Below are 25,679 nucleotides of genomic sequence, written 5' to 3'. Positions count from 1 at the left end.
CATTTGCGCGATCGACTACCTCTAAAGGAATATTCAAAAAAACTTTTTGAGAGTTTATTAAAATTTATTATACTTGTAAGGTGCCGAGCGTAAATATTCTCTGATTCTAGAGAGAAATTAAAGCCCGATCGAAAAGAATTTGGTCTGGGGCCCGCCGATTCATTCCTTCGCAGGCTGACTGACGCGGTAAACTTTTCAATCTAAAATCTAAAATCTAAAATCTAAAATCTAAAATCGAATGACAGCCGACAAAACCGGATTCAGCATTAGCGCGACCGCCATTCGCCGCCACATCGGCACTCTCATGCTGACACTTGCGATTATAGTCGTGGGCATTTTCTACATCACCCAACTGCCCGTTGACTTGTTGCCCTCCATCACCTATCCCCGCATCTCCGTGCGCCTAGACGCCCCCGGAATCTCGCCAGAAGTCGCAGTTGACGAAATTACCCGCCCCCTCGAACAAGGACTCTCAGCCACAGAAGGAGTCACGCAAGTTTTTTCCCGCACCCGCGAAGGACAAGTCAGCGTCGATTTATTCTTCAGACCGGGCGGCGATATCGACCAAGCCCTCAACGACGCGACAGCCTCCGTCAACCGCATCCGCAACCGACTTCCCGATACAGTTGAATCGCCAACTCTATTTAAATTTGACCCTTCTCAACAGCCGGTTTACGAATTTGCCCTGACTTCAGACTCGCGACAAGGGGTAGATTTGCGGGTATTTGCCGATGAAGAATTAGCCCGGGAAATTAACGTTATTCCCGGAGTAGCTTCCGTTGACGTTTCCGGGGGCGTTCAAGAAGAAATTCAAGTTAATATTGACCTGAACCGGTTGCAAAGTTTAGGAGTTAATCTTAATGACGTTTTTAATGCTTTGCGCGATCGCAATTTAGACACTTCCGGTGGCCGGCTGCGGCAAGAATCTAACGAACCGCTGACGCGCACAATCGGCCGCTTTAGAACAGCCTCTGAAATCGCCAATCTTTCCTTTCAAGTATCCGGTTCCAACCCGCCAAAACGAGTTTACCTGCGCGATTTTGCCAGAGTCAATGACGGCACGGAAGAACAGCGAGTCAAAGTTTTTCTCAATCAAAAACCCGCCGTTAAAATTAGCATTTTGAAACAGCCGGACGCCAACACCATTACTGTTGTAGACGGAGTAAAAAATCGCATCAAAGAAATGCAGGAGTCCGGCTTAATTTCGGCGGACATGACCGTAGTTACTACTTTAGACGAATCCAGATTTATCCGCAATTCCTTAGCCGATGTGGCGAATGCGGGGGTTTCCGGGGCAGTCCTTGCCGCGATCGCAGTTTTGTTCTTTTTAGGTTCCCTGAGACAAACCCTGATTATTTCTCTGACTATTCCCCTGTGTACTCTAGCAGCCATTATTTTAATGCGGCTGTTCGGTATGTCGCTGAATTTATTTAGTTTAGGCGGTTTAGCACTAGGAATCGGTCAGGCGATCGACACCAGCGTAGTTATTTTAGAAAATATTGTAGTCGGTCTAGACAGCAACCCTCATCTGAAAAAAGGCAGAATCAAAGATAGAAAAGAACGCACAATAGAAGAGTCAGTGTTGCGGAGTGAAGAAGTAGAATCAGCAATGGTTGCCTCCACAGCGGCTAACTTAGTATCAGTGCTGCCATTTTTGCTGATTGGCGGCTTCTTTTCGCTGCTATTTAACGAATTAATTTTGACAATTAGCTTTGCAGTAGCAGCGTCTCTGCTAGTAGCTTTAACGGTAGTGCCGATGCTGACTTCTCGCTTGATGGGAATGTCTTATTCCAGCGGTATCAATCAGTTCGGGCCGATAAAACATTTCAACCGCGGCTTTGAAAACGGCACGCGGGCTTACGGTTCAATGCTCTCGAAAGTCCTGGGTTTGCGGTTAATTATAATTGTAGTAGCTTTTGTCATTTTAGGCGGTGGCACATGGGTGATGCTAGGACAAATTCCCCAAGAAATTTTGCCGAGAGTTAATACAAGTCAAGCCAGATTATTTGCTTCATTTCCTCCGGGGACTAACTTGGAAACCAATCAAAAAGTGATTGCTGCTGTCGATAAGATTCTGCTTGAACAGCCAGAAACAGAGTACACTTTAACGACAGCGGGAGGGCTGCTGTTCGGCAACAGTACGTCTGAAAATTTGCTTCGGGGAAGCAGCACAATTACGCTCAAATCAGGTACCAATACCACCGATTTTACAGAAAGAATGACTGAAGAATTGAAAAAAATTGACCTTCCTAAAGGAACTCGTCTGCGGCTAGTTCCAGAATCGATTAGGGGTTTAGTTTTAACTAATTCTCCCGTGCGGGGTGGCGAAATTGATGTCGTGGTTCAGGGGGACACTGAAGAATCATTGCAGGAAGCAGGCCGTCAGATATTAAAAGCATTAGATGAGAAGGTAAAATTAGCCCGGTTTCGGCCGGAGGCAGACCCGCCGCAGTCAGAGGTACAAATTCGTCCAGACTGGGAAAGGGCCGCTGTGTACGGGCTGACAGCCCAAGATATTGGAGAGACAATTCAGACAGCAATTGAAGGTACTGTTCCGACTCAAGTGCAGCGGGGAAACCGCTTAATAGACGTGCGCGTGCAGTTCGATCGCACTTCTGTAAAATCTATTGCCCAACTCGGACAAATTCCGTTATCTGGCAACAATAGCATCATCCGTTTAAGCGACGTGGCAAATATTACGATCGGCAAAGCGCCGGCAGAAATTCAGCGTCTCAATCAGCGGCAAGTTTTCTTAGTTGTCGGAAACTTGAATAAGGGTGCGAGTCTGGGCGATGCTGTCCAGCAAGTCGATGCAGTTGTATCAGAACTAAAGTTGCCGCCAGGAATAAGAATTGTGCCGAGTTCGGCTGCTGAAACTAATCAGCAATTGCAAACTTCTCTCAAGCTTTTGGGGGGGTTGGCGACTTTTTTAGTGTTTGTAGCGATGGCGGTGCAGTACAATTCTCTGGTTGATCCGCTGGTGATTTTGCTGACAGTGCCGCTGGCTTTGGCGGCGGGAGTATTCGGGCTTTATGTGACCAAAACTGCGATCGGTGCGACGGTGATGATCGGGGCAATTTTGCTCGTGGGAATTATCGTGAATAACGGTATTATTATGGTGGAGTTGGCGAACCAAATTCGGGAAGAGGAAGGAGTCGATCGCACAACAGCAATTCTCAGGGCGGCACCTCAGCGCTTGCGACCGATTTTGATGACAACTATTACCACAGTTTTGGGTTTGTTTCCCCTAGCTTTGGGCATTGGAGAAGGTTCGGAATTCTTGCAACCTTTGGGTGTGGTGGTGTTTTCGGGTTTGTCGCTGGCAACTTTGCTGACGCTGTTTATTATTCCCTGTTTCTATATTTTGCTGCACGACTTCTTTGGGATGTTGGCAGCGAAGAAGAAACCGCAGGCGGTTGCTATTCCCGTGCAAAAGACGGCGGGAAAGACTCCGAATTTGTAAAATCTTGAGATCTTGCACCATTTTCAAGAACAGGCAAGATGCCTGTTGCACGAATGAGTTTTCTTGTGGGGTGGGCATCCTGCCCGCCCTGAAAGGATTATTGAGAATGGTGCAAGATTTTAGTTAAAATAGAGCCTATCTACGCAGCATATCTAAATATCTTGATGCTGATTTTACCAAAATATGAAAGACAAATTGACTGCTCGTTCTCATACATAAATCAACCCATTAATTCCGAGTGGGCGACGATTGTCAGTGGCGATCGCAAAAAAGTCACTTTAGTCGATCGCAACTTGTCGCCAAAATACGAATACCACCTTCCCGATGAAATTAGCTGTTTAGCCCTAAGTCCCAAAGGCGATTTGCTGGCAGCAATTATGGCAAATGGCAATCATTTAGCAATTGTGACAGCAGAAAACCAGCTAGTTTTTGAAGAACAACTACCTAACCCTCCTGTTAAAGTTTCATATTTGTATAACGATAATGGATTTCAGGACTGCTGGTTTGATACAGACGGCGTGCGTTTTTGGTGCATGAAAGTAATTGGGTTCGAGGAAGTCGAAATTCAAATTCGCGATACCAATTCATGGCAAATCCAGCGAAAGTTTTTGCTCAAAGACCCTTTTGGTGGCAGTACCTTTTCGTTTTGCCCGCACCCAGAAAATCAAATGTTAGCTCTTTGGGCTGCTTCCGGTCAGAACGGACAGCAAATCTACTGGCTTTATGATGATGGTGTGACAATTCACGGCGTGGAGATTCCGTTTCCCGATGTAACAGGGCCCCCAGAATTTCATCCTGCTGGTGGCGAATTTTTGGTTCTCAATAGTTGTGAACGACAACTCAGCCGATTAAGTTTTCCTGACTGCAATCTAATTGGAATATGCGAATGGCCTTGGCCTGATGCGGATGACGGTTTTGGGTATCATATGTGCTACCTATCGGACGAGCGCGTTCTAATTAACACTGGTAATGGGAGAATGTACCTCATCGATATTGACAAAATGGAGATATCAGATGAACTTATTTTAATTGGTCACGAACCGCGTCCGTGTAAAGAACTTTATCCTACTCTTAAGGAGCTTAAAGAACAGCTTTGCGGTGATTTGCACCATTTCTATCGTTTTGATTCAGATAGCATTGTGTCGGTTCACTCACAACTGCCGAGTCAAAAACCTGACTCTAAACAGAAGACATTAGTTATCTTCGGGGGAAAAGAGCTGTTTGGTTCGCTGACGAAGGTACAAGAATCCGCACCCTACAGTAAATTATTCATTCAATCTTTAGGTATTTCTTAAGGATTTTCAATTTTTAAGAACAGGCAAGATGCCTGTTCCACAAAGAAAGAATCAGTTTTATTGTGGGGTGGGCATCCTGCCCGCCCCTAACGCGACTGATATCAAATCCGGTGGCATCGGAATTAACATTACCCACAATCAGGACACCAGTGCCGTTTCCCTACAATTAATCGGGCGATATTTAAATCTCTGATGGAGTGCTGATGATTATTTTGGAGTAGGGAAACGGCATTGCCGTGTCCTCCGTTGGCTATCATCTCGCTCATGAAACCGGAATTGATATGACGCACCCTACGAGAATTAGTCTGTCAGGTGTATTTGACATCATAAATTGTGTATGTTACAATATGTAATACACAAAAATTAGCAAAACAAACTTAAACAAAAATGCCCTACGAAAAATTAGACATATCAACCCCAAAACCCGTGCTATCTTGGGCAAATCACGCCCTAGGCGAAAAAGAGACCAAGATGGCCGCAAACGTAGCATCTTTGCCCTTTGTATTCAAACACGTCGCACTAATGCCCGACGTACATTTAGGAAAAGGTGCTTTAGTCGGTTCCGTAATTGCCACAAAAGAAGCGATTATTCCCGCTGCTGTGGGCGTTGATATTGGTTGCTTTACTGATGATACACAAATTCCTCTAGTTGATGGCAAATCTTATGCGATCGGGGAATTGGCTAGGAGTGAAAAAGAATTTTCGATCTACTCCTGTACAGCAACAGGCAGAATTGTTGCTGCTAAGGCTACAGCCAAATTAACTAGAAAAAATGCCGAACTGGTTAAAGTGGTACTGGATAATGGAGAAGAAATCAAATGCACTCCCGATCATCAATTCATGTTGCGGAATGGTGAATACCGAGAAGCGCGGGATTTGACAACAGGAACGTCATTGATGCCTTTTTATTCCCAAATAGATAAGGATGGGTATACCTTAGTACAGCAAAATTATTCAGGTAGATGGCAAAAAGCTCATTGGATGATTGCTCGTTCTGGTTTGTTAGGAGACATACCATCTTTCCACAATCAGAGAACTGTGATTCATCACAAAAACTTTGATGCCACAGATAATAGACCAGAAAATTTAGAATTCATGGGTAATAACGACCATTCTGCCTATCACCGCTCATTAGTTGATAGAAATACCCATTGGCAATCCCTGGAATTTGAACACAAAAGAAAGCAAGCCCTAGCTAATAAAGCTCAAACCTCAGACGGACACAGGTATTACGCCGAACGCGGAACGAAAAACATCCTTAAGTATATGGAGGATAGCCCCGAACACTTCAAAGAGTCAGTTGCCGCAAATGGCGAACGAGGAAAGCAGTATTTAATTAATTACAATCAGAGTGAAAAGGGTAAAGCAAAGAGTAAAGAACTTGCTAATCGGCTATACACTTGTGAGACTTGTGGAGATAAAATTAAAACCCCTATCGGACTTCACAACCACAGAAAAAATCAGCACGGCTACAACCACAAAGTAGTTGATATTATTCCTTTAGTTGAAAAGGAAGATGTCTATTGCCTAACAGTTCCCGAATACGGCAACTTTGCGTTAACTGCGGGAGTATTTGTCCATAACTGCGGTATGATGGCGGTGAAAATGCCTTTCACCGCCAACAAATTAGAAGGCAAACTCAAACAAATTAGACTCGATATCGAAGCGGCAATTCCTGTGGGATTGGCGGAAAATAAAGAAGTAGAAAAAACTGTCACTAACTGGCAAAAATGGGGTGAATTTAAGGAACTTCATCAAGGTGTGCAGCATCAAAACAATAAAGCCTTAAAACAAATGGGTTCCCTCGGCGGTGGCAATCATTTTATTGAGGTTTGCGTTGATAGTGAAAACTTTGTTTGGCTGATGCTGCACTCTGGTTCTCGCGGCATTGGAAACTTGCTAGCACAGCAGCACATCGAGACTGCTAAAGACTTAGCTAAACTGGCAGAAATTAGTTTGGCTGACAAAGATTTGGCTTATTTTGTAGCGGGTACGCGGGAGTTTGCTGCTTACTGGCACGATTTGCAGTGGGCGCAAGATTATGCTCGTTTTAATCGCGATGTAATGATGAATCGGTTTAAGCGAATTGTGGAAAAGCACGTCGCGGGAGGCAAATCTGTTAAGCCGTTATTAGAGGTGAATTGCCACCACAATTATGCGGAAAAAGAGGTGCATTTTGGGGAAGATGTGTATGTGACTCGCAAGGGTGCCGTGCGCGCGGATGTAGATGATTACGGGATTATTCCGGGTTCTATGGGGGCGAAGTCTTTCATTGTTAAAGGGAAGGGAAATGCTGAAAGTTACTGTAGTTGCAGTCACGGTGCGGGGCGCTTGATGTCTCGCACTCAAGCTAAAAATGTATTCACTCTGGATGATTTGGTGCGGCAGACTGAGGGGGTTGAGTGCCGCAAAGATGAGCAATTTTTAGATGAAATTCCGGGGGCTTATAAGCCGATTGACGAAGTGATGAGTCAGCAGTCGGATTTGGTGGAAGTTGTGGCGACTTTGAAGCAGGTTGTTTGTGTCAAGGGGTGACAGAAACTGGTTTATTTGTACTTCACCTATCTGACAAGTGCTGTATGGGAAGAGGGGGAAATTGAGCTTAACTCGATTTCCCCCTCTTGACAAACGCTTTGTTTTCTGAAGCTTTTCTCTAACAGACCATCTGTCTCCACTCAATTTCTAGCAAGCGCAGGAGTCTTTCATCGCCATTGGCTTTGGCTGCTTGCGTTCTGCGATCGAGAATATTGCAAATATTCGCCCGGTGGACTTGCGCCACTTCCACAACAGTTGGGTAAGAATTAACCGCCGCTGGGGCGCTAGCTGCGGCGACATCCCGATCGCCAGCTTGAGAATCTCCCTTTGTGGTATAGTTTGGGCCGCCGGATTTTTGGGGCACCGGAATGTGTCTCGGATAGCGGTAGTTCCAGTTTTGGCCCCGATATTTGCCCGCGACTTCGCCTTCGATCATATCTACTGTCGGAATGTCGTACTCGTAGTTTACGCCGCGATAAGTAAGTTTCATATTTTTTGATCCTTATATGTATGGAGATAAAATGGGCAGTCAGGTCAGGTTTGCTTTTTAGTCAGTAAAAATTTTTTACTTTCTGTATTCTATTTTACCATTTAACCAAATAACCAGTCAAGTTAAAAAAAATTAATATTTTCACGGTCAGAGCGCACAAAAAAGCCCGCTACAGCGGGATCTCAAGGTTTGCTGGCGGTCAAGTTCGATCGACTCCAGCAACTAAGTTATGGCTAAAAAACTTTCGAGATCTAGTTTCCCAGCTTTGACCAGCCTCTGGCATCCCCTCTCAACTCCCCTTAAACAGGGAAGCGAGGAGGGATCGCAGAGGTGAGCCAATAGGCTCTAGCCGACTGTCACCTGATCGGTTTGCACGTTTGTTGCGCCTTCTTCAGCAGAGGCGATCGCCACCAACTTGTCGAGAATTTCCTGAGTCGGAACTTGACCTTTGAGAACAACCGTGCTGCTGAGCTGAGCCACATGAACAGTATCGATATCAGCAACTTCGGCATCGCCGTCAAAAGCTAAAGCAACCCGCTTCGCTAAGCCACTTTCGTCAAAATTTCCGTCTGGGCCGACTTTAGCAGGAGCGATAGATTGCGTTTGGGCAGCTTGCTGTACTACTTGTGCCATCGGTTCAGCCGGGGCTTCAGGCTTTTCGAGTCCGAACAGTCTTTTAAACCAACCCATAGTAGTTGAGTCTCCTGAAAATACACTTTTTACACGATAGCTCTAGAATTCCAAAAGACTCGTAATTGTTGCAAAACTCAGCGAAATTTATCAAAATGTTTTATCGGGAGACTTTCACAATCTAAAATCTTAAATAGTATCTAGATGTTGATGTTGCTATTTGATGTATAGGACGATCGCTACGCCTTGGATAGCAGAGGCGTAGTCGAAATAGTTGCCCCACGGTCACCTTAAAAAACTGCACAATGGGCCGGAATACATTCCCGGTTTGTTTAATTACCGGGGGACATCTCGTGCCGGTCATCGAACTGTGCCCACTGATACAGGGGACGGTAGCCCGCGCTTAATTGGGGGTAGTCCTGCATAAGTAGTGATGCGATTTGATCTAACCCGGTCTGTAAAAGCAGATGAAAGGCAAAAATCACTACTTGTTTACCAACTAGCAATTAGCAATTACCAATTTAGGACTGACGCACGATTGTTTAGAAACCGGGTTTTTTTACGAAAATACGCGTTGTAGACCGCACCCAAGGTAAAAAACCCGGTTTCAGGGTCCCGATGCGTCCAGGACTGCAATTCTCAAGTCCCAATTACTACTCACCAATTCCCAATTAGAGATAGTTAAATCTCATGCTTAACTTTTTAGATAATAGTGTTCTGCTTCCGACCAATTCAGTTTAAGCAACGAATCATCTCCCCATTTGAGCTTGAGATTCGGCTTAATTGCTGTCACGCCCAAAGCGCTAATAATCTGGGCTGCTACAGCTTTCGCCAATAGCGGCGGTACAGAATTTCCGACTTGGCGAAAACCGTGCCATTTTGTGACGTGAAATCTAAACCAGTCAGGATAGGAATGCAGCCGCGCAGCTTCTCTGACGGTAATGCACCGAGGCGCGATCGGGTGAATCGGCCTCGGCGAAGTATAAGCCCCCCTCGCCCTGTCGGTTCCCGCCCTGAGAGTGTTGCAAACTCCGTCGGGGTGAAGCTTGTAAAAACGGCTGATCGGCTCTTTTTCGCCGTGTTTGGCAGCATGAAACCTTTCCATACATTCCAGAGAATGTTTAGTTCGCAAACTACAAGAGAGGATTTGTCGATCGTACTCGCGATCGTAGGAATAATCATCATCCAAACCATCAATTCCGCGCATTATACTCGCATAAGTGCTGCACTTTCCGTACTCCGCCATCACCCAATCTCGGTGCAGCAACTCGCTGTACTTTTCCACATCCGGCAAATCTCCAATCGCATCCCAAACTGTCGGGACAGCAGGTAAATTAATTTTTTTATAGCGTTTAGGAATTTTAATTTTTGGCAGTACAGTCGTTGGCTGAGGGTATTTGGGTAGCTCATAACCTTCTTTGCACCCAATCAAAAACAATCGTTTGCGAGCTTGCGGCACTCCATAGTAAACAGCGTTGAGAACTTGATAATTTTCTTCTACTTTATAACCACGTTTCAGAAAAGAGCTAATTAAAACATTCAGGAGTTCTTTGTGTTCTCCTGATGCAATCCCCGGCACATTTTCCATTACGAAAAACTTCGGTTTGAGTTCCAAAACTAAGCGCTGAAAGTGAAAAATTAGAGAATTTCGCGGGTCGTCCACATCGCGCTTGCCCATCATAGAGAATCCTTGACAGGGCGAACCGCTGATTACTACGTCTATATCGCGCCGGCCGATCGCCGATTTTTTCCGAATTTCCGATCCCGTAAGGTCTGCGACATCTTTGCACACAATAGAGCACAGCGGGAAATTAAACTCGTGTGTAGCGCAGTGAATTGGGTCAATTTCGACTGATGCAAGTACGTCAAAACCTGCTTGTTCAAAGCCCAGTGTCATGCCGCCCGCGCCTGCAAATAAATCAACAGCGATCGGTCGCTTTTTCCGATTGCTTGGCATAACATTTCAATAACAAAGTTGCTTTAATTTGCTGTATTTAATTTAACATTTTTCATTATTTCCGCAGCGGCCCGATCGCACACACCCACATCTCCGAGACTTTCGCGCATTTCCCGATAACCTGCCAAAGTTTGCTGGCGTCGATCGGCATTTTGCAGCAATTCCAGTGCGTGGTTCACTATATTTTCCGCAGTCGCCTCGTCTTGCAGCAACTCTGGGACGATCGGCTTCATTTGCACCAAATTGGGCGGAGACATAAAAGGAATCGAAAATTTCAGGACGTGGCGAGCAATAATCGCCGTAATCAGACTGACGCGGTAGGCGACAACTTGCGGAACGTCGAGCAAAGCTAGCTCCAGATTAACAGTACCAGATTTAGCGATCGCCAGATCCGCAGCCGCCAAGATTTCCAGAGTTTGATTTTCTAACAAAGTAGCCCGCAAACCGTAATTCTCGATCGCCTGTTCGATTTTGCTGCGGAAAGCTTTGTTAGCAAGCGGAATCCAAAAATGAACTTCCGGCAATTTAGCTTGAATAATTTGAGCGGCCTCAAATATAACCGGCATCAGGTACTTGAGTTCTTGGTGTCTGGAAGCGGGAATTAGGGCGATCGACACCTGTTCCGGCTCAATTCCCAAAGTTTTGCGGGCAACTTCCCGGCTGGGCGCAGACTGCATTCTATCCACCAAAGGATGCCCAACCCAACTAACTTCGGCTCCTTTTTTTTGATAATAACAAGCTTCTTCGGGGAAAATTGCCAAAAGTTTGTCGCAAATATTGACAATCAGATCGGTATTGCGAGGAGAAATCGACCAAACCCATTCTTGAGGTGCGATGTACCAAACCACCGGCAAATCCGGCAAACAGCGGCGGATGTAGCTGCCAATGCCGAGATTTGGAGTCAAATAATCAATCAATACAACAGCATCGGGGGGGAAGTTTTTGAGATATTGTTTAGCTTTTTGCTGAACTTTAATCGTCGGCCAAATATAGGGTACAGATTCTATAAGACCCATAGAACCAATGCCCGCAGTATCGCCTAAAATAGTAGCCCCAGCTTCTGCCATACGAGGGCCGCCCAATCCTGTTATTTCTAACTCCAAACCAGCGGCGACAGCGTGACGTTTTAAGGCTGCAACTAACAAAGATCCTTGCAAATCGCCAGAAACCTCACCAGTGCTAATAAAAATTTTCATATTCTGACTTTAAACAGGTGAGATGTTTGCTAATAACTCGGTAACAGCATCATATTGATCGGGCATATTAGCACAGCGTAGGAGTAATTCTAAGTCTAGATCGGGAAGGAATGTACTCCTGGCCACCTGCTCATAATTTTCACCTGTTAAGTAATAGAGAGATAACTGACTATTTTGCCAAAACCAGACTTCCCGAACGCCCAATCTTTTGTAGAACTCTAGAGTATTTATCCCGCCACTGGTAATTACGACTTCAATAGCAATATCTGGGACTATTTTTTGGGTTCCTATATCATAGGAATCATCCGGCTCTTTTCTACCGCCTAATTCTCTGTCACCCAGAGTCGGCCCGCCCTTGCCGTAAAATCGAATCCCATTTGCTCTCATATATGCCTCTAGGAGCATACAGAGAGTTTTCTTGATTATTTCGTGTTCGGGCGAGACAGTCATAATTTGCAGTCTTTTATCGAGATAGAAAAACTTCACACCTCTGACATCTTTAAAAGCTGCTTCTATCGCTTCAAATTGCTGCCAACTAACATCTGAGAACCTAATGCAGCCATCTTGTTCTGTTTCAGGAGATGTAGATTTGACTGAAGTATATACATTCATAGGGCAACAGTCGCTTAGTTCATAGGTTTATTCTACCTCATTCACTTCTTGCCTGGAATCAAACCGCGCCGCCCTTTCGTTATAGACTGCTGCACAAATCTCCGCAGGTGCTGCAAATGGGGGTTTTCCTGCAACAAATCCAACTCTTCCAAAGCTTGATTTAGAGTGTAGCCAGAACGGTATAAAATACGAAAACTTTTCTTCAAAACTAGCAAATCTTCTGCGGTAAAACCTGCGCGTTCGAGGCCTATTTTGTTGATTGCTCGCACTCTCGAAGGATTCCCCTCGACTAGCATATAAGGAGGCACATCTCGATCGATCCTGCTCAAGCCGCCCACCATAGACAAGCGGCCGATGTGGACAAACTGATGAACGCCCAAAACACCGCTCAATCTGGCTTGAGACTCGATTTTAACGTGTCCGGCTAAGGCTACAGCATTCGCGATAATTACTCGATCGGCGATCGCGCAATTGTGCCCCACATGAACATAAGCCATCAATAGATTATGATTGCCAATTGTCGTGCTTTCCCCCGCTCCAGTAGCGCGGTTAATTGTCACGTATTCCCGAATCTGATTGCTGTCGCCAATTTTCACCCTAGTCTGAGAACCCTCGTATTTCAAATCTTGAGGTTCCAAACCAATCGCCGCACCGGGGAAAATTTGATTTCGAGCACCTATTTCTGTTAGCCCGTCGATAATTGCATGAGCACCAATCTTAGTCTCCGGCCCGATTTTCACTCTTTCTCCAATTACAGCATAAGCTCCCACTTCTACAGTCGGGTGAAGTTCAGCACCGGGATGAATCACAGCAGTTGGGTGAATCAAAGTAAGCATTTGTCTGTTTTTTGCTGGTAAGTGGGAAGGAAGTTTGGCAAGGCGCAGTGTAAGGGATTGAACCGATTTAACGGATTTAACGGATGGATGTTGACGGAAGAAGGAAGAAGGAAGAAGGAAGAAGGAAGAAGGAAGAGGGAAGAAGGAAGAGGGAAGAGGGAATTTTTCAAATTTTAAGATTACTTCGTTCCTCGGAACGCTTCGCGGTTTTAATTGAAATTCAAAACTCACAACTCAAAACTACGCGCAAGCCCTCACCAATTCCCCAATTTAATCTACCATCGAAAACATCAATTCTCCTTCACAAACTTTTTGTCCGTCTACTTCAGCCAGAGCCTGAATTTTTGCGAAGCGACGGCGTTTTACCCACAGCAATTCTACAGTCATCAGCAACTGATCGCCCGGTACAACCTGACGGCGGAATTTGACTTTATCAATTCCCGTAAACATCCACAATCCTTGCTCAATGTCGGGCAACTGAGCCAGAACCATACCGCCAACTTGAGCCATCGCTTCAACAATTAATACCCCCGGCATAATCGGCCGTCCGGGAAAATGCCCTTGAAAATGCGGTTCGTTGAAAGTCACATTTTTAATTCCTACAGCCCTCTCGGACGGCACGTAATCAACAATCTTGTCAACCAGTGCAAAAGGATAGCGATGAGGCAATAATTTCTGAATTTCTTCGAGAGTAAAAGTAGATTTAACCGCTGGAGAATCCTCACCGTTTTCGGTGGGAACGGATTCAGAATTAGCAGTATTGAGGGTGTTAACTTCAGTCAGCGTGGACATTGCTTGAAGACTTTTGAGTGTGGTAGAAACGCGAGGGATCGCGTCTTGGGTTGTGAATTGTAACGGTGACTTGGCTGCCACCTTTTCTAACTTGTCTCCTTCACGGCCCAAGCTTGGGATTTCAGTGCTAAGGCGAGTTGGACGTGCAAGTTGTGACTGGCTTTGTAAGCCAAGTAGTGAGCTTTTGGCCAAGTTCCCAGCAGGCTGAGGTCGCCTACTAAGTCTAAGATTTTATGGCGCACCGGTTCGTTGGCAAATCTCAAAGGCGGGTTGAGCCAGCCGGATCGATCGCAAACTAGGGCGTTTTCTAGGGTACCACCTTTGATCAAACCTGCTTGTCGCAATTGGTCAACTTGGCGGGCAAGTCCAAAAGTGCGGGCTGGGGCGATCGCGCTAGCAAAACTTTCTGCCTCTGGCGACCAACTGTACCATTGATTGCCGATCGCCTGTTCTTCAAAATCAATTCCGTAACTAAAGCGAGTTTCGACTGACGGTAAAGCCGCTGCAAAAGCATCCCCGTGACGCACCCAAATAGGCTGTTCTAGGACGCAGGAGGATGTGGGGTCTTGCTTCGGTTCTTGAGGAACTAAGCCGGTACGGGCGATCGCCTCTACCCAAACCAGAGCCGAACCGTCCAGCAGCGGCAATTCCGGCCCATCAACCTCAATTCGAGCATTATCCGCTCCCATCCCCGCCAAAGCGGCTAATAGATGCTCTACAGTGCGAATTTGAGCCTCGATACCTGCCAGTTCAGTTGAAAGTGCAGTCTGACAAACCGCATCAATTTTTGCAGGAATTATTGGAGCACCGGGCAAGTCTATTCTGACAAAATAGCGACCTTCCCCAACCGCAGCAGGCAAAACTCGGACGCGAGTTTGTTCGCCGCTGTGCAAACCGATTCCCGACAGTTCAAATTCAGATTTTAAGGTACGTTGAGTCATTAGTAATTAGTCATTAGTTAGTAGTCAGTAGTCAGTAGTCAGTAGTCAGTAGTCAACTGCCAACTGCCAACTGCCAACTATCAACTGCTTTCCTTAGAATCGCTCACCAATCCCAAAGTGAATTTGATTGTCGCCGGTGTCGTTGATACCGTAATCGATCCGGATTGGCCCTAAAGGAGATTGAATCCGCACGCCGAGGCCGTAACCGTAACCGCTACCGGGCTTTTCGCGGATACCGGCCGGGTCGCCCGGGACATTTTTGCCCGTGCCCAAGTCGGTGCCCGCATCCAAAAATAGCGCTCCGCCGATAAACGAAATAATCGGGAAACGGTACTCAACGCTGGCTTCTAGGAAGCTGCGACCGGCTCCCAGGTCGCCTTCGTCGTATCCGCGCACCGAGTTGGCGCCGCCCAAGGCAAAGGCTTCGTAGGGAGGCAAATCTCCGAATACGGTGCCGCCTCTAAAACTGAATGCCAGGGTTTGAGGGCCGGAGGCAAAGTTAGTGTACCTGACTGGTAGGTAAAAGCTGTAGCTGGCCCGCAGGCGGTTTAACAGGATGCTGCCGGAACCTACAGGAATCGATTGTTCCACCCCAAACCTGAGCAAAGAACCGCTAGTGGGGCGGAGGGCGTCGTTGCGCCGATCGCGCACAACACCTGCTTGCAGTGTTGTCAAGTCGTCGGAGCCGGAATCGCTAAAACTCAACTGGTTGCCGAGTTCGTCCTCGGATTCGCGACGGCCTTTGCGATCGGTAATTGAGACTCGCTGGTACTGCAAACCGAGTGAAGCAGTCCACTCAGAATCGGCAAAAGGATTGCGCGACAGGGGACGGGTGAAATTGATGCCGCCACCGGTGCGAACGATGCGGGGTCGATCCTCGTTGGGCAATCTGACTTCCCGTTCGCCGCCGTCAAAAATCACGCTGATCGATCGTCTTCTAAAAACATTAGCGGTGAAAGAAGTGCGGTAAGGATCGCCCGAAATCCAGGGGTCAGTAAAACTCAGGTCAAACAGCGTTTGGCGTTCGCCGATTTGTACTTCAGCGCCCAACTTCTGGTTCCTACCGCCCAAGTTTTGCTGCTGGTAACTCAGCGTACCGAACAAACCCGTCGCGGAACTCAAACCCGCACCAGCAGCCAGAGAACCAGTATTTTTCTCGATGACGTTGACAATTACCCTTGCCTTGCGGGGGTCAGTCGTTCCCGGTTCCAAGGCAAGCCGCACGTCTTCAAAAATTCCCAAACCAAACACCCGTCTCAAATCTCTTTCCGCCTTGGTGCGGTTAAAGATGTCTCCGGGCTTGAGTTCTACTTCGCGGGTGACGACAAAGCGGCGGGTGTTGCCTCCGATCGGCTGACCCGTGGCATCCGTTGCCTCTCCCTCCTTGTTCAGGAAGCGGACATCAACGGATTCGATCTGGCCTTCTGCCACTACCAGGGTGACTGTGCCGTCCTCTCCTACTTGCGGGGCATCAGTGATTTGGCCCAAAACATAGCCGTTCTCTTGGTACCACGCATTAATTTTTTTCACTCCCTCCTCAAAGCGGCGGAGGTTGAGAATTTGGCCGTACTGATCGCGGAAGCTTTCGTCAATTACGCTTTGGGGCAGCACTTGCTGGCCGGTGATTGTCACTCCCCGCAGCACCGGATTTGCCTGCACAATAAAAGTCACCCGGACGCCCAACGGGGTGTCTTCGGGTACTGCCCGCACGTTTCTGAAAAAGCCCGTGGCAAAAATGGCGTTGATGTCTTGTTGCAGTTGGGTGCGGTTGGTCGTGCGTCCCGGTTGGGTGCTGATGACTCGGTAAATCTCGCGTTCCAAGTCTCCCGTCGCCCCGGTGACGGTAACTTCTGCAACTAGCACTTGGGGTTCGGCCGCCCCGGCGGGTGCGGGGGTTGGTCTGGGCTGCGGTGCTGGGCCTGGGGGCAATGGAGGAACGGTGTTGGCGGGCGGTCTGGTCGGGGCCGGTCTGGGGGGAACTGGGGCGTTTTGAGCGATCGCCCCTGATTCCTCTGGTTTCCCTAGCTCTGCTGCGATCCAGGCGGGCGTTACAGCCGCTTCCGATGGGGGGAGCGGGCTGCCCTGTTGCGCCTCTGCCAAGGCGTTTTGGCTGCTAGAGGCAGGGGAGGGGTTGGATGCTAGCTCGGGTTTGAGTTGAAGCAAGGAAGGCGAAACCGGGGAGGCCGGGTCTGTGAATCGGTCTGGGGGTTTGCGGTCGTTCTCTCCTCTGTCAGGGGCCGCCGCTATTTTTAGGGCTTCGGCTTTGCTGGTTTTAGCGGCTTTGCGGTTTTGAGGAGGATTTTGGGTTAATTCTGGAATGGGGCGATCGGGTAATTCGATCGACGGGGCGGGCGGAACGGCAGCCAAAGCTTCCTCTGCTGATTCAGAGTAGGATGTTTGGCCGTTTGCCGAATTTGATAACCCGAATGTTGCTGAGGCAGTAAAAACTGCCACCAATACAGCAGATAAACGCATTTTTGTTCACTTTTTTGGGCAATCAACACACCACATTAGTCATTATTCATTAGTCTTAGTCATTAGTTATATAAGTCGGTTGAATTTCGCGCTGACCGCTAATTGATGACTGTTGACCGCTGATTGCTGACATCGAAAGCAGAAGGGTGACAAACTGTGCAATTTTAGCGCATTGTTAAGGCCTCTAAACTTTCTGAGCTAAAACCCGCTGGAGAACTTGCTGGTAAGCACTTTCTACCGATCCCAAGTCGCGCCGGAATCGGTCTTTATCCATAACACGGGCATCGGGGTCAGTTTCTGTGTTGTCCCAGAGGCGGCACGTGTCGGGACTGATTTCGTCGGCGAGGATCAGATTTTGATGTTGGTCGATACCGAATTCTAGTTTGAAGTCTACTAGGGTGATGTCGCACTCGGTGAAAAATTCTTTGAGTATTTCGTTAATTTCGCGGGCGGCGATTTCTAGTTGGTCTACTTGTTCGGGGGTAGCTAGCTGCATTAACTGGATTCTGCCGCGGGTCAGTAGCGGGTCTCCCAAATCGTCATTTTTGTAATAAAATTCCACCAGCGGCGGATTGACAATTGTGCCTAGGGCGAGTCCTGTTTGCTTGCAAAGACTGCCGGCGGCAATATTTCTGACTACGACTTCCAAGGGCAAGATTTGGACGCGACAGACTCGCATTTGGTTGGGGGCCGGCGTGTCGATGAAGTGTGTGGGAATGCCTTTGGCTTCTAGCATCCGAAACAGGTGCGCGGATACGGCGCAGTTGATTTCGCCTTTGCCGACGATGCTGCCGCGTTTCTGGGCGTTAAAGGCTGTGGCGTCGTCTTTGAAGTGGGTCAGCAAAATTTCGCTGTCTTCGGTGGAGTACAGGATTTTGGCTTTGCCTTCGTAGAGTTTGCGATCGGCTGACATGGCGATTAATAATGTAGATAAGTTTTAGATTTTACAGTAGCTCGATCGGGCGTTATTGGCGAGTTTTTGGATCTCGGCTGCTCCACTTAGGCCCCGGACGGGCGAGTACCCCTGCAGGTAGATACCGCGATCGGCTGAGGCATAAATGATTCTTGACAAAGGACAATAGAGATGAGACTTGCTGGGTTCGCGATCGGTGCGCGATCGACCTCGCCAACGAGACTGATGCTTACAAAACATCTGCAAAGTGACTAATTTATGGAAGACAAAAAAATTCATATCCTCTTGGTTGAAGATGATGAGGTTGATGTAATGAACGTCCGGCGAGCGTTCAAAAAAAATAACATCGTTAACCCTCTCTACATGGCAGCCAACGGATTAGAAGCTCTGTCTATATTGCGCGGAGAAGGGAAAATCGAGCCTGCAATGCCTCAAGCGCGCCGGTTAATTCTGCTGGACTTAAATATGCCGAGAATGAACGGGATCGAGTTTTTGCGAGAATTGCGACTGGATGAATGTTTGAGGTCGATTCCGGTGATCGTCCTCACAACTTCTAATGAAGATAGAGATAAAGTAGAAGCTTATAATTTGAATGTAGCGGGCTATATTCTTAAACCTGTCACTTTTTCTAATTTCGTGGAAGTTATGGCTACCCTCAATAGATACTGGATGCTAAGCGAAATTCCCTAAATTAACATAAATTTTAACAGGAAATTTTTCAAGGTAGCTTTGGTGATTTTTCAGCGGTGCATTTATTTTAATTACTTTTTGTAGACCGCAGCTTTTTCGGAGTAATCCACAATTCGGTTGTTATGGACAAACTTATCAAAATTCTGATTGTTGATGACGATGCAGTCGATCGGATGGCGGTCAAACGCTCGCTCAAGTCGGCAGGCGTTTCGGCAGAAGTTATTGAAGCAGAAAACTGTGCCGATACCCTGGCAAAACTCTCGGTAAGTAAAAATTCTACCCAGGTAGGGGCGAAACTATCCAAACAAAATAAATCTCAACATTTAAGCGAGGTTGAGGAGACAGAAAACGGCCTGCTATTAAATCAGATATTTGAGTGCGAATTTGACTGCGTATTCCTCGACTACGGATTGCCGGACGGAGACGGACTGAGTTTGGTACAAAACCTACGGGAAGCTGGGCTAAAAGTTCCCTTAATTGTCCTAACAGGTCAAGGCGACGAACAAATTGCTGTGGAATTGATGAAGGCTGGAGCTTCTGATTATATCGCTAAAAACAAGCTTTCTCCCGAGAGTTTATCCCGCAGTTTGTATAATGCTATGCGCGTTTACCGCGCCGAATCTCAGGCTTTTCATACCAGCCAAAAACTTAAGGAAAGCGAGGAACGGTACAGGTTAGTTTTAGAGGGAGTGAACGACGGAATTTGGGATTGGGATTTAAGTAAAAATGAGGTTTATTGGAACGATCGCCTTTTGGAAATTATCGGTTTGTCGCGAGAGCAATTTGGCAGGACTATGGAAGCTCTCTACAACCGCCTGCACCCCGAGGACAAGGACGGCATCGTCCGGGCGATCGCCGCTCACTTGGAACAAGAAATAGACTATAATGTAGAGTTTCGCCTGCTGCACTCTTCGGGTTTTTACCGCTACTGCACTTCTCAGGGAAAAGCTCAGCGGAATTATCATGGAAAACCGCTGCGAATGGCCGGTATGATTAGCGATATTACTGAGCGCAAACAGGCGGAAGATGCTCTGGAAAGGGAACGGCAGCAACTGAGACAAATTATTACTTGCGTGCCTGTAGCAATGGCGATGTTCGATACACAAATGCGCTATATGGCTAACTCTAAAAAATGGGTTAGTCAATTTAATTTGGAGTTGCCCTCCCTAAATAATCTCAGCCATTACGAATTGTTTCCAGATACGCCAAATCGCTGGAAAGCCATGTATCAAGAAGTGCTCAAAGGCCAGGTAGTGTCTGTGAGCGAAGATGCCTGGGAACGAGCAGACGGATCGGTTCTGTACCTGCGGTGGGCTGCTCATCCTTGGTACGATCCCGACGAAAAAGTGGGGGGAATTGTGATGGTTGCCGACAAGATTAATGAGTTGGTGGAAGCGCGGGAAACTGCCTTAGAAGCCAGCCGGGTGAAGTCGCAATTCTTGGCGAACATGAGTCACGAAATTCGCACTCCGATGAATGGGGTTTTGGCAATGGCTCAATTGCTGCTGCGCGCTACTCTGGAACCGAAACAGCAGGAGTGCGCTCAGACTATTTACCGCAGTGCTGAACATTTGCTGAACGTTATTAATGATATCCTCGATTTCTCTAAGATTGAAGCTGGAGAAATGCGGCTGGAAAAGGCGGATTTTGATTTGGATAGCTGCGTTGAGTCGGTGATAGAAATGACAGCGCATTTGGCAGAGGAAAAAGGTATTGAATTGAATATTTTAGTTGACAGTTCAGTGCCGAGAAAGTTGGTGGGCGACTCTGGCCGATTGAAGCAAGTTTTGCTGAATTTGGCGGGGAATGCCATAAAATTTACCGATCGCGGTCAAGTTCTAGTTCACGTAACTGTGAAACAGGGCAACCGACTGGCAGACGGTAGACAAGGGGCAAGATTGCTATTTTCGGTGCGGGATACTGGCATTGGAATTTCGGCAGAAGGGCAAACTAAGCTGTTCCAATCTTTTTCTCAGGTAGACGATTCTCCTACTAGGCCTTACGGCGGAACGGGTTTGGGTTTGGCTATTTGCAAGCAGTTAGTGGAGATGATGGGAGGCGAGATTGGAGTTCGCAGTTTGCTAGGCAGCGGTTCGACTTTTTGGTTTACTGTACCTTTGGAAAAACAGTTGCAAGTTGAGCCTCAAGAGCCCGAACTTGCGGGAAAGAAGCTGTTAGTAGTCTCTGGAAGCGCTTTGAGGAGGGCAGCAGTGCGATCGCTCGCTCAAAGTTGGGGTGCCCGCTGCGACGAGGCAGAAACTGCTGCTGAGGCTTTGAGCTGGTTGAACAAGGCCCAGGGCAGGATTTCTCAACATTCGGGGGAGGGGGAAAAAAGCTGGGATGTGGTGCTTGTGGACTTGCAAATGCCAGAGTTGGATGCTGAGGAATTTGCTAGGGAAGTGCGATCTACCTCGACAGTGGGTTCGTTAATCGCCATGACTGCTTTGCGGGAACAGCCGAACGCTGAAGCGCTTTGCAGTCGCGGTTTTAGCGGGTATTTGATCGAGCCTGTGCGGCCGAGCCGCCTGCTTGAGGCTGTGCTGGCACCGGTTAAGGGAACGAGAGAGTTTGGGAGGTTGGAGGCTGCTAATACTTACAAGTTGCCAGCAGTTAATTCTCAATATGTTACTCCCAATTCGCCGTCATCCTTGAGAATTTTGCTGGCGGAAGACCACCCGATCAATCAACAAGTGCTTGTCGAACAGTTGGCAGTTTTAGGCTATCACGCTGACTGCGCGGTCAACGGTCAAGAAGCGCTGGATTTGCTGGCAAAAAAAAGCTATGATTTAGTGCTGATGGACTGTCAAATGCCCGTACTTGACGGTTACAAAACGGCGCAAAAGTTGAGGGAAATCGAAGGAAGCGATCGGCATACTTTTGTGATGGCTTTAACTGCTCATGCTATGCCGGGGGAACGAGAAAAGTGTCTGGCGGCGGGGATGGACGATTATCTCAGCAAACCTGTAGATTTAGATGCTTTGGCAGCGGCGCTGAAAAAGTATGAAGCCCGAAATGTTCAGTTTGAAAATAAGTATGGAGTTAAAAGTATTAATTCGGAAAATAAATCTCAATTAGCAACAAGTTATACAGAAGTTTTGGAAAAAGCGCAGGTTGTGGCTGTGCCGGCACCAAGGGCGATCGCACTTCAAACTTGGGAAGATAGAGACTGCGACGGACTGTTCGACAAGAGCAGATTGGAGCAACTGGGACGAGTTAATATTAAATTGCCCGAGCGACTTTTGCAAGCTTTTGTGGCAGACGCGCAAGCTGATGTGGCTGCTGCCCAAAGAGCCGTAGAAGCTAAAGATTGGCAAACTGTGGAATATCAAGCACACCGTCTCAAGGGAACTTCGGCTAATGTGGGAGTTGCTCTGATGTCGGATTTAGCCGCACAATTGGAGCATCAAGCGCGAGGCATTCAATCTGAACCATCAGGGGGGAAATTGTCAAGTATTGAGAAGATTGAGAACATCTTAGTGAGTTTGTCCAGTCATTTAGCCCGGGTTCAAGAATTTGTGGAAACTCGAATGTTTTGTTAATGTTTAAGTCTGTTTTTAGTTGGGAGATACGTCGGCGATTAAAATCGCTACTACTACACTAAGTATCGTCCCTCTATAAGAGACTAAGACATAAATTCGGCAATTGAAATTGCCACTACATCAACTATATTCCTTTTGTAAAAAACTAAAAAATAGATTCTTTCTGTCTTCCTTCATTCTGTGTCCTCTGCTTTCTCTGCGGTTAATTAAAAAATAATTAATTTAGCTATGAATTACGATACCAGTACCAACTCTATTTTAGAGAGCGATTCATTAGAAAATAATGGAGAAATGCTAACCCCTTTGATGATTTTTGCTCGGGAAGTTTTATTGTATGAAAACGAGGCAATTTCTGAGCAAGATTATGTAAAGGCTGTGCCGCCACCGCCCGACCAAATTAATGATTTTTGTGTTGACAATATGGTGGCAAAAGTGGCTCGCTGCTGTCGGGAAAGCAAGGTTGGAAAAAAATTACCTACGGCTTTTTACGTTCATGTTTCTGCTTTGCAAGCACTCAACCCTGTCCTCGGAATCTACGAAAAGTGTGCCAGACGCACTCTCGAAAATATTGATGAAGCAACTTTAGTTAAATTTTCACTCCATCAACCTAAAATATCTTATCTTTTTTACCCTGATTTCGATACAGATGCTCACCCTGCTTTGCAAACCAGCCTCCAAATTAATCTGGAAACAGGGGAAGTTAAATATTTCGATTACAGCAACAGCGAAAATCCCCCGGTTTTGCACCGCAAGGAAACTTTTGTAGCTGCGGATTATCCGAATTACGAAAAGTTTTCTCGACTCACTCGCAGCGAGGAAGGATGGGGGCTGCTTGACAATACTAGCGTTATCGGCACTCGCGAGGGTTGGCTCAAATATTTGGGATATTGCGGTGTGGAAATTCAAGATCATGCTGTTGTCGAGCGTTTGAAAGAGGAGAATAGCGACCTTTCAATTCCTAAAATCGAGCGACACAAAGCTGCGATGGTACGGCACTCTCTTTCTAAACCTTTGCGTTTGGTTTTAGAAGCTGATTTAGCAATCGATGGGACGACTTTTTTTGATTACGGTTGCGGTTACGGCGGCGATGTTAAATATATTGCACAAGAGGGTTATGCTATTTCTGGTTGGGACCCATACTATCAGCCGGATACTCCGCGAACTTGTGCCGATATTGTGAATATTGGTTATGTGATTAATGTAATTGAATCTTTGGCGGAACGCCGAGAAGCTTTGCTGAATGCTTGGGAATTAACTAAGAATTTATTAGTTGTAGCGGCTCAAGTTTTGATTGATGATAGCGCTAGAGGTCAAATTGCTTATGGGGATGGGGTTATTACTTCTCGAAATACTTTTCAGAAGTATTACGAACAAGAAGAGTTGAAGGTTTATATCGACCAAGTTTTGAGTGTTGATGCAATTCCTGTGGCTTTGGGGATTTATTTTGTGTTTCGGGATGCTGCGGAGGGTGAAGGTTTTCGTGCTTCTCGGTTTCGATCGCACTTATCGACTCCCAGAGTGCGATCGCAAGTTAAGCGGTTTGAGGATTATGCGGAAATGCTGGCTCCTTTGATGGCTTTTGTGAGCGATCGGGGCCGCCTTCCGGTTAAAGGCGAATTAGCGGAAGAATCGCCAATTAAGGAGGAATTTCACAGTTTTAATCGCGCTTGGAGAGTGATTTTGCAAGCAACGGATGCGGATGATTGGGAGACAATCGCCGACAAGCGCCGCCAGGATTTGCTGGTATATCTCGCTCTCAACGGTTTGGGCGATCGACCTTCAATCCGCCGACTCCCGGCTCAAATCCGCAACGACATCAAAGGTTTGTTTGACAATTATCAAAAAGCTTGCACTTTGGCTGATTTAATGCTATATAGTTTGGGCAAAGCTGATATTGTTGCAGATTGCTGCGAAGATAGTGCGATCGGCTACAAACAGCCCGGTTCCCTTTCAGTTCATGTCTCTGCTTTAGAAGAACTAGACCCTTTACTCCGGCTCTACGAAGGCTGCGCCAACCGCACAATTGGCAGACTTGACGGCGCGACAATCATCAAATTTTACGCTCGCAAACCTCAAATTTCCTATTTATTTTATCCCGATTTTGACACTAACCCGCATCCAGCCCTCCACACAGCTATGCACATACATTTGCGCAACCTTTCTGTCAGCTATCAAGACTATTCTGATGTGTACAATCCGCCCATTTTAGTTAGAAAAGAAGCTTTTGTTACTGCTAGTTATCCCCATTATGACAAGTTTGCGAAACTCACTCGCCAAGAAGAAAAATTAGGGATTCTAGATCGTGGCGCAGTTAAAAAGCATCGGGAATGGGTGAAGTGTTTGGAGGAAAATTGCGTTAAAATTAAGGCTCATAAGTTGTTTTGGCGATCGAATGCCGATCCCGAAAAATTGAAAATGCTGCAAAAAGCTGCCTCGGAACGTCAGCAGAAAAAGATTGAGGTTAATGGGGAAAAGATTGAACAAACCGCAGAGAGCGCAGAGGGTACAGAGGATGGAAATGTTAGTGCCCAAGACAGTTGAACTTTGTTGGTAAGGTGTTTACAATTGAGGCTGTAGCGTTCCTAGCGGTTGACATGGAAGAATACTTGAAAGTGAGTGAAGTTATTGATTGGCAGCATCCTAAAATTCGGGAATGTGCTAAACAAATCGCATCGGGATATGAGACACCAACGGCGATAGCTAAGGCTTGCTTTGAGTGGGTGCGAGATGAAATTCGTCACAGTTATGACTATCAAATGAGTCCTGTGACCTGTAGAGCTTCAGATGTACTTCAGCACAAAACAGGGTATTGCTATGCGAAAAGTCACTTGTTAGCAGCGTTACTAAGAGCAAATGAAATTCCAGCAGGTCTTTGCTACCAGCGGTTGAGTATTGATGACAAGGGTGCGCCGTATAGTTTGCACGGTTTCAATGCCATCCATTTACCTGAAGTTGGTTGGTATCGAGTTGATGCAAGAGGTAACAAAGAAGCAGTCAACGCTCAGTTCACTCCACCCCAAGAGCAATTAGCATTCAAGATTCAGTTTTCCGAAGAGGCAGATTTTCCAGCCATATTCTCAGAGCCGCTTCAAGTCGTTATAGAAGCATTGCAAGCACAGAAGACATGGGATGATATGCTTCGTAATCTCCCAGACATTTCGTTGGAGTCCGCGAAGAGTTATGGTCTGCTATGATACACATCGAATCCTGCTTTGGGCAGGCGCAGCGTTTTGAATTGTTCACGGGCAAAAGAGCCGCAACATTCGTCTTTATGAGCGGCTCGGATACAAGCTATTCAATAGTGAAAAAAATAAA

18 protein-coding genes are annotated in these 25,679 nt (G+C 46.8%); 8 read left to right on the top strand and 10 right to left on the bottom strand.

The annotated features are described in order from the left end of the window. Positions 1-238 precede the first annotated feature (238 nt). The 4 genes from QUA20_RS19735 to QUA20_RS19720 all read left to right on the top strand — a co-directional run bounded on the left by QUA20_RS19735 (position 239) and on the right by QUA20_RS19720 (position 7,293). Entirely contained in the window at positions 239-3,463 is a 3,225-nt protein-coding gene (locus tag QUA20_RS19735) for an efflux RND transporter permease subunit (RefSeq protein ID WP_333190761.1), read from the top strand. A gap of 164 nt (positions 3,464-3,627) precedes the next feature. After that, positions 3,628-4,758: a hypothetical protein gene (locus QUA20_RS19730; RefSeq protein ID WP_333190760.1), complete on the top strand. Its 1,131-nt coding sequence runs from the start codon at positions 3,628-3,630 to the stop codon at positions 4,756-4,758. A 28-nt stretch (positions 4,759-4,786) separates the two neighbouring features. After that, entirely contained in the window at positions 4,787-4,951 is a 165-nt protein-coding gene (locus QUA20_RS19725) for a hypothetical protein (protein WP_333190759.1), read from the top strand. 194 nt (positions 4,952-5,145) lie between these two features. After that, entirely contained in the window at positions 5,146-7,293 is a 2,148-nt protein-coding gene (locus tag QUA20_RS19720; RefSeq protein WP_333190758.1) for an RtcB family protein, read from the top strand. Between the two features lie 118 nt (positions 7,294-7,411). Here QUA20_RS19720 and QUA20_RS19715 read toward each other — a convergent pair whose 3' ends face one another. From QUA20_RS19715 to purC, 10 genes are all read right to left on the bottom strand, one after another. After that, the gene (locus QUA20_RS19715) at positions 7,412-7,783 is read right to left on the bottom strand and encodes a DUF4278 domain-containing protein (RefSeq protein ID WP_333190757.1); all 372 of its coding nucleotides are present in this window, start codon (positions 7,781-7,783) and stop codon (positions 7,412-7,414) included. Positions 7,784-8,128: 345 nt separating this feature from the next. Continuing rightward, on the bottom strand, positions 8,129-8,473 hold the full coding sequence (locus QUA20_RS19710) for a BON domain-containing protein (RefSeq protein WP_333190756.1): 345 nt from the start codon (positions 8,471-8,473) through the stop codon (positions 8,129-8,131). 634 nt (positions 8,474-9,107) lie between these two features. Continuing rightward, positions 9,108-10,370 (bottom strand): DNA cytosine methyltransferase, encoded by a 1,263-nt coding sequence (locus QUA20_RS19705; RefSeq protein WP_333190755.1) that lies wholly within the window; start codon positions 10,368-10,370, stop codon positions 9,108-9,110. A 23-nt stretch (positions 10,371-10,393) separates the two neighbouring features. Beyond that, positions 10,394-11,566 carry a lipid-A-disaccharide synthase gene (gene lpxB, locus QUA20_RS19700; RefSeq protein ID WP_333190754.1) on the bottom strand — a complete coding sequence of 391 codons (1,173 nt, stop codon included), beginning with the start codon at positions 11,564-11,566 and terminating at the stop codon, positions 10,394-10,396. Positions 11,567-11,575: 9 nt separating this feature from the next. Continuing rightward, positions 11,576-12,178, bottom strand: a complete 603-nt coding sequence (locus tag QUA20_RS19695) for a Uma2 family endonuclease (RefSeq protein ID WP_333190753.1) — start codon at positions 12,176-12,178, stop codon at positions 11,576-11,578. A gap of 41 nt (positions 12,179-12,219) precedes the next feature. Further along, positions 12,220-13,014: an acyl-ACP--UDP-N-acetylglucosamine O-acyltransferase gene (gene lpxA, locus QUA20_RS19690; protein ID WP_172188620.1), complete on the bottom strand. Its 795-nt coding sequence runs from the start codon at positions 13,012-13,014 to the stop codon at positions 12,220-12,222. Between the two features lie 270 nt (positions 13,015-13,284). Beyond that, positions 13,285-13,806, bottom strand: coding sequence for a 3-hydroxyacyl-ACP dehydratase FabZ (fabZ, locus tag QUA20_RS19685; protein ID WP_172188664.1), 522 nt, complete (start codon positions 13,804-13,806; stop codon positions 13,285-13,287). Positions 13,807-13,892: 86 nt separating this feature from the next. Continuing rightward, the gene (lpxC, locus tag QUA20_RS19680) at positions 13,893-14,747 is read right to left on the bottom strand and encodes a UDP-3-O-acyl-N-acetylglucosamine deacetylase (protein WP_333190752.1); all 855 of its coding nucleotides are present in this window, start codon (positions 14,745-14,747) and stop codon (positions 13,893-13,895) included. A 93-nt stretch (positions 14,748-14,840) separates the two neighbouring features. After that, the gene (locus QUA20_RS19675; protein WP_333190751.1) at positions 14,841-17,222 is read right to left on the bottom strand and encodes a BamA/TamA family outer membrane protein; all 2,382 of its coding nucleotides are present in this window, start codon (positions 17,220-17,222) and stop codon (positions 14,841-14,843) included. A gap of 184 nt (positions 17,223-17,406) precedes the next feature. Continuing rightward, a complete protein-coding gene (purC, locus tag QUA20_RS19670) occupies positions 17,407-18,135 on the bottom strand; it encodes a phosphoribosylaminoimidazolesuccinocarboxamide synthase (protein WP_333190750.1) in 729 nt (242 codons plus the stop codon). Positions 18,136-18,393: 258 nt separating this feature from the next. Here purC and QUA20_RS19665 point away from each other — a divergent pair, with 258 nt between their 5' ends. The 4 genes from QUA20_RS19665 (at position 18,394) to QUA20_RS19650 (ending at position 25,558) form a co-directional block, all read left to right on the top strand. After that, on the top strand, positions 18,394-18,825 hold the full coding sequence (locus tag QUA20_RS19665; protein ID WP_172188630.1) for a response regulator: 432 nt from the start codon (positions 18,394-18,396) through the stop codon (positions 18,823-18,825). Positions 18,826-18,947: 122 nt separating this feature from the next. Beyond that, entirely contained in the window at positions 18,948-22,364 is a 3,417-nt protein-coding gene (locus tag QUA20_RS19660; protein WP_333190749.1) for a response regulator, read from the top strand. Positions 22,365-22,592: 228 nt separating this feature from the next. Beyond that, positions 22,593-24,905: a DNA phosphorothioation-associated putative methyltransferase gene (locus QUA20_RS19655; RefSeq protein ID WP_333190748.1), complete on the top strand. Its 2,313-nt coding sequence runs from the start codon at positions 22,593-22,595 to the stop codon at positions 24,903-24,905. A gap of 53 nt (positions 24,906-24,958) precedes the next feature. Next, entirely contained in the window at positions 24,959-25,558 is a 600-nt protein-coding gene (locus QUA20_RS19650) for a transglutaminase family protein (RefSeq protein WP_333190747.1), read from the top strand. Positions 25,559-25,679 lie beyond the last annotated feature (121 nt).

Source organism: Microcoleus sp. Pol7_A1 (assembly GCF_036701085.1).
In the GTDB taxonomy this organism is placed as follows: domain Bacteria; phylum Cyanobacteriota; class Cyanobacteriia; order Cyanobacteriales; family Microcoleaceae; genus Microcoleus; species Microcoleus asticus.
Note: the sequence above shows the minus strand (reverse complement) of the source record. Positions and strands in the feature narration are given on the sequence as shown.

Excerpts from the sequence above, each read along its gene's own strand:
- lpxC (WP_333190752.1), bottom strand. The coding sequence starts at position 14,747 with ATGACTCAACGTACCTTAAAATCTGAATTTGAACTGTCGGGAATCGGT.
- QUA20_RS19730 (WP_333190760.1), top strand. The coding sequence starts at position 3,628 with ATGCTGATTTTACCAAAATATGAAAGACAAATTGACTGCTCGTTCTCA.
- QUA20_RS19655 (WP_333190748.1), top strand. The coding sequence starts at position 22,593 with ATGAATTACGATACCAGTACCAACTCTATTTTAGAGAGCGATTCATTA.
- QUA20_RS19650 (WP_333190747.1), top strand. The coding sequence starts at position 24,959 with ATGGAAGAATACTTGAAAGTGAGTGAAGTTATTGATTGGCAGCATCCT.
- QUA20_RS19710 (WP_333190756.1), bottom strand. The coding sequence starts at position 8,473 with ATGGGTTGGTTTAAAAGACTGTTCGGACTCGAAAAGCCTGAAGCCCCG.
- QUA20_RS19665 (WP_172188630.1), top strand. The coding sequence starts at position 18,394 with ATGGAAGACAAAAAAATTCATATCCTCTTGGTTGAAGATGATGAGGTT.
- QUA20_RS19695 (WP_333190753.1), bottom strand. The coding sequence starts at position 12,178 with ATGAATGTATATACTTCAGTCAAATCTACATCTCCTGAAACAGAACAA.
- lpxA (WP_172188620.1), bottom strand. The coding sequence starts at position 13,014 with ATGCTTACTTTGATTCACCCAACTGCTGTGATTCATCCCGGTGCTGAA.
- purC (WP_333190750.1), bottom strand. The coding sequence starts at position 18,135 with ATGTCAGCCGATCGCAAACTCTACGAAGGCAAAGCCAAAATCCTGTAC.
- QUA20_RS19705 (WP_333190755.1), bottom strand. The coding sequence starts at position 10,370 with ATGCCAAGCAATCGGAAAAAGCGACCGATCGCTGTTGATTTATTTGCA.
- QUA20_RS19720 (WP_333190758.1), top strand. The coding sequence starts at position 5,146 with ATGCCCTACGAAAAATTAGACATATCAACCCCAAAACCCGTGCTATCT.
- QUA20_RS19725 (WP_333190759.1), top strand. The coding sequence starts at position 4,787 with ATGCCTGTTCCACAAAGAAAGAATCAGTTTTATTGTGGGGTGGGCATC.
- QUA20_RS19735 (WP_333190761.1), top strand. The coding sequence starts at position 239 with ATGACAGCCGACAAAACCGGATTCAGCATTAGCGCGACCGCCATTCGC.
- QUA20_RS19715 (WP_333190757.1), bottom strand. The coding sequence starts at position 7,783 with ATGAAACTTACTTATCGCGGCGTAAACTACGAGTACGACATTCCGACA.
- lpxB (WP_333190754.1), bottom strand. The coding sequence starts at position 11,566 with ATGAAAATTTTTATTAGCACTGGTGAGGTTTCTGGCGATTTGCAAGGA.
- fabZ (WP_172188664.1), bottom strand. The coding sequence starts at position 13,806 with ATGTCCACGCTGACTGAAGTTAACACCCTCAATACTGCTAATTCTGAA.
- QUA20_RS19675 (WP_333190751.1), bottom strand. The coding sequence starts at position 17,222 with ATGCGTTTATCTGCTGTATTGGTGGCAGTTTTTACTGCCTCAGCAACA.
- QUA20_RS19660 (WP_333190749.1), top strand. The coding sequence starts at position 18,948 with ATGGACAAACTTATCAAAATTCTGATTGTTGATGACGATGCAGTCGAT.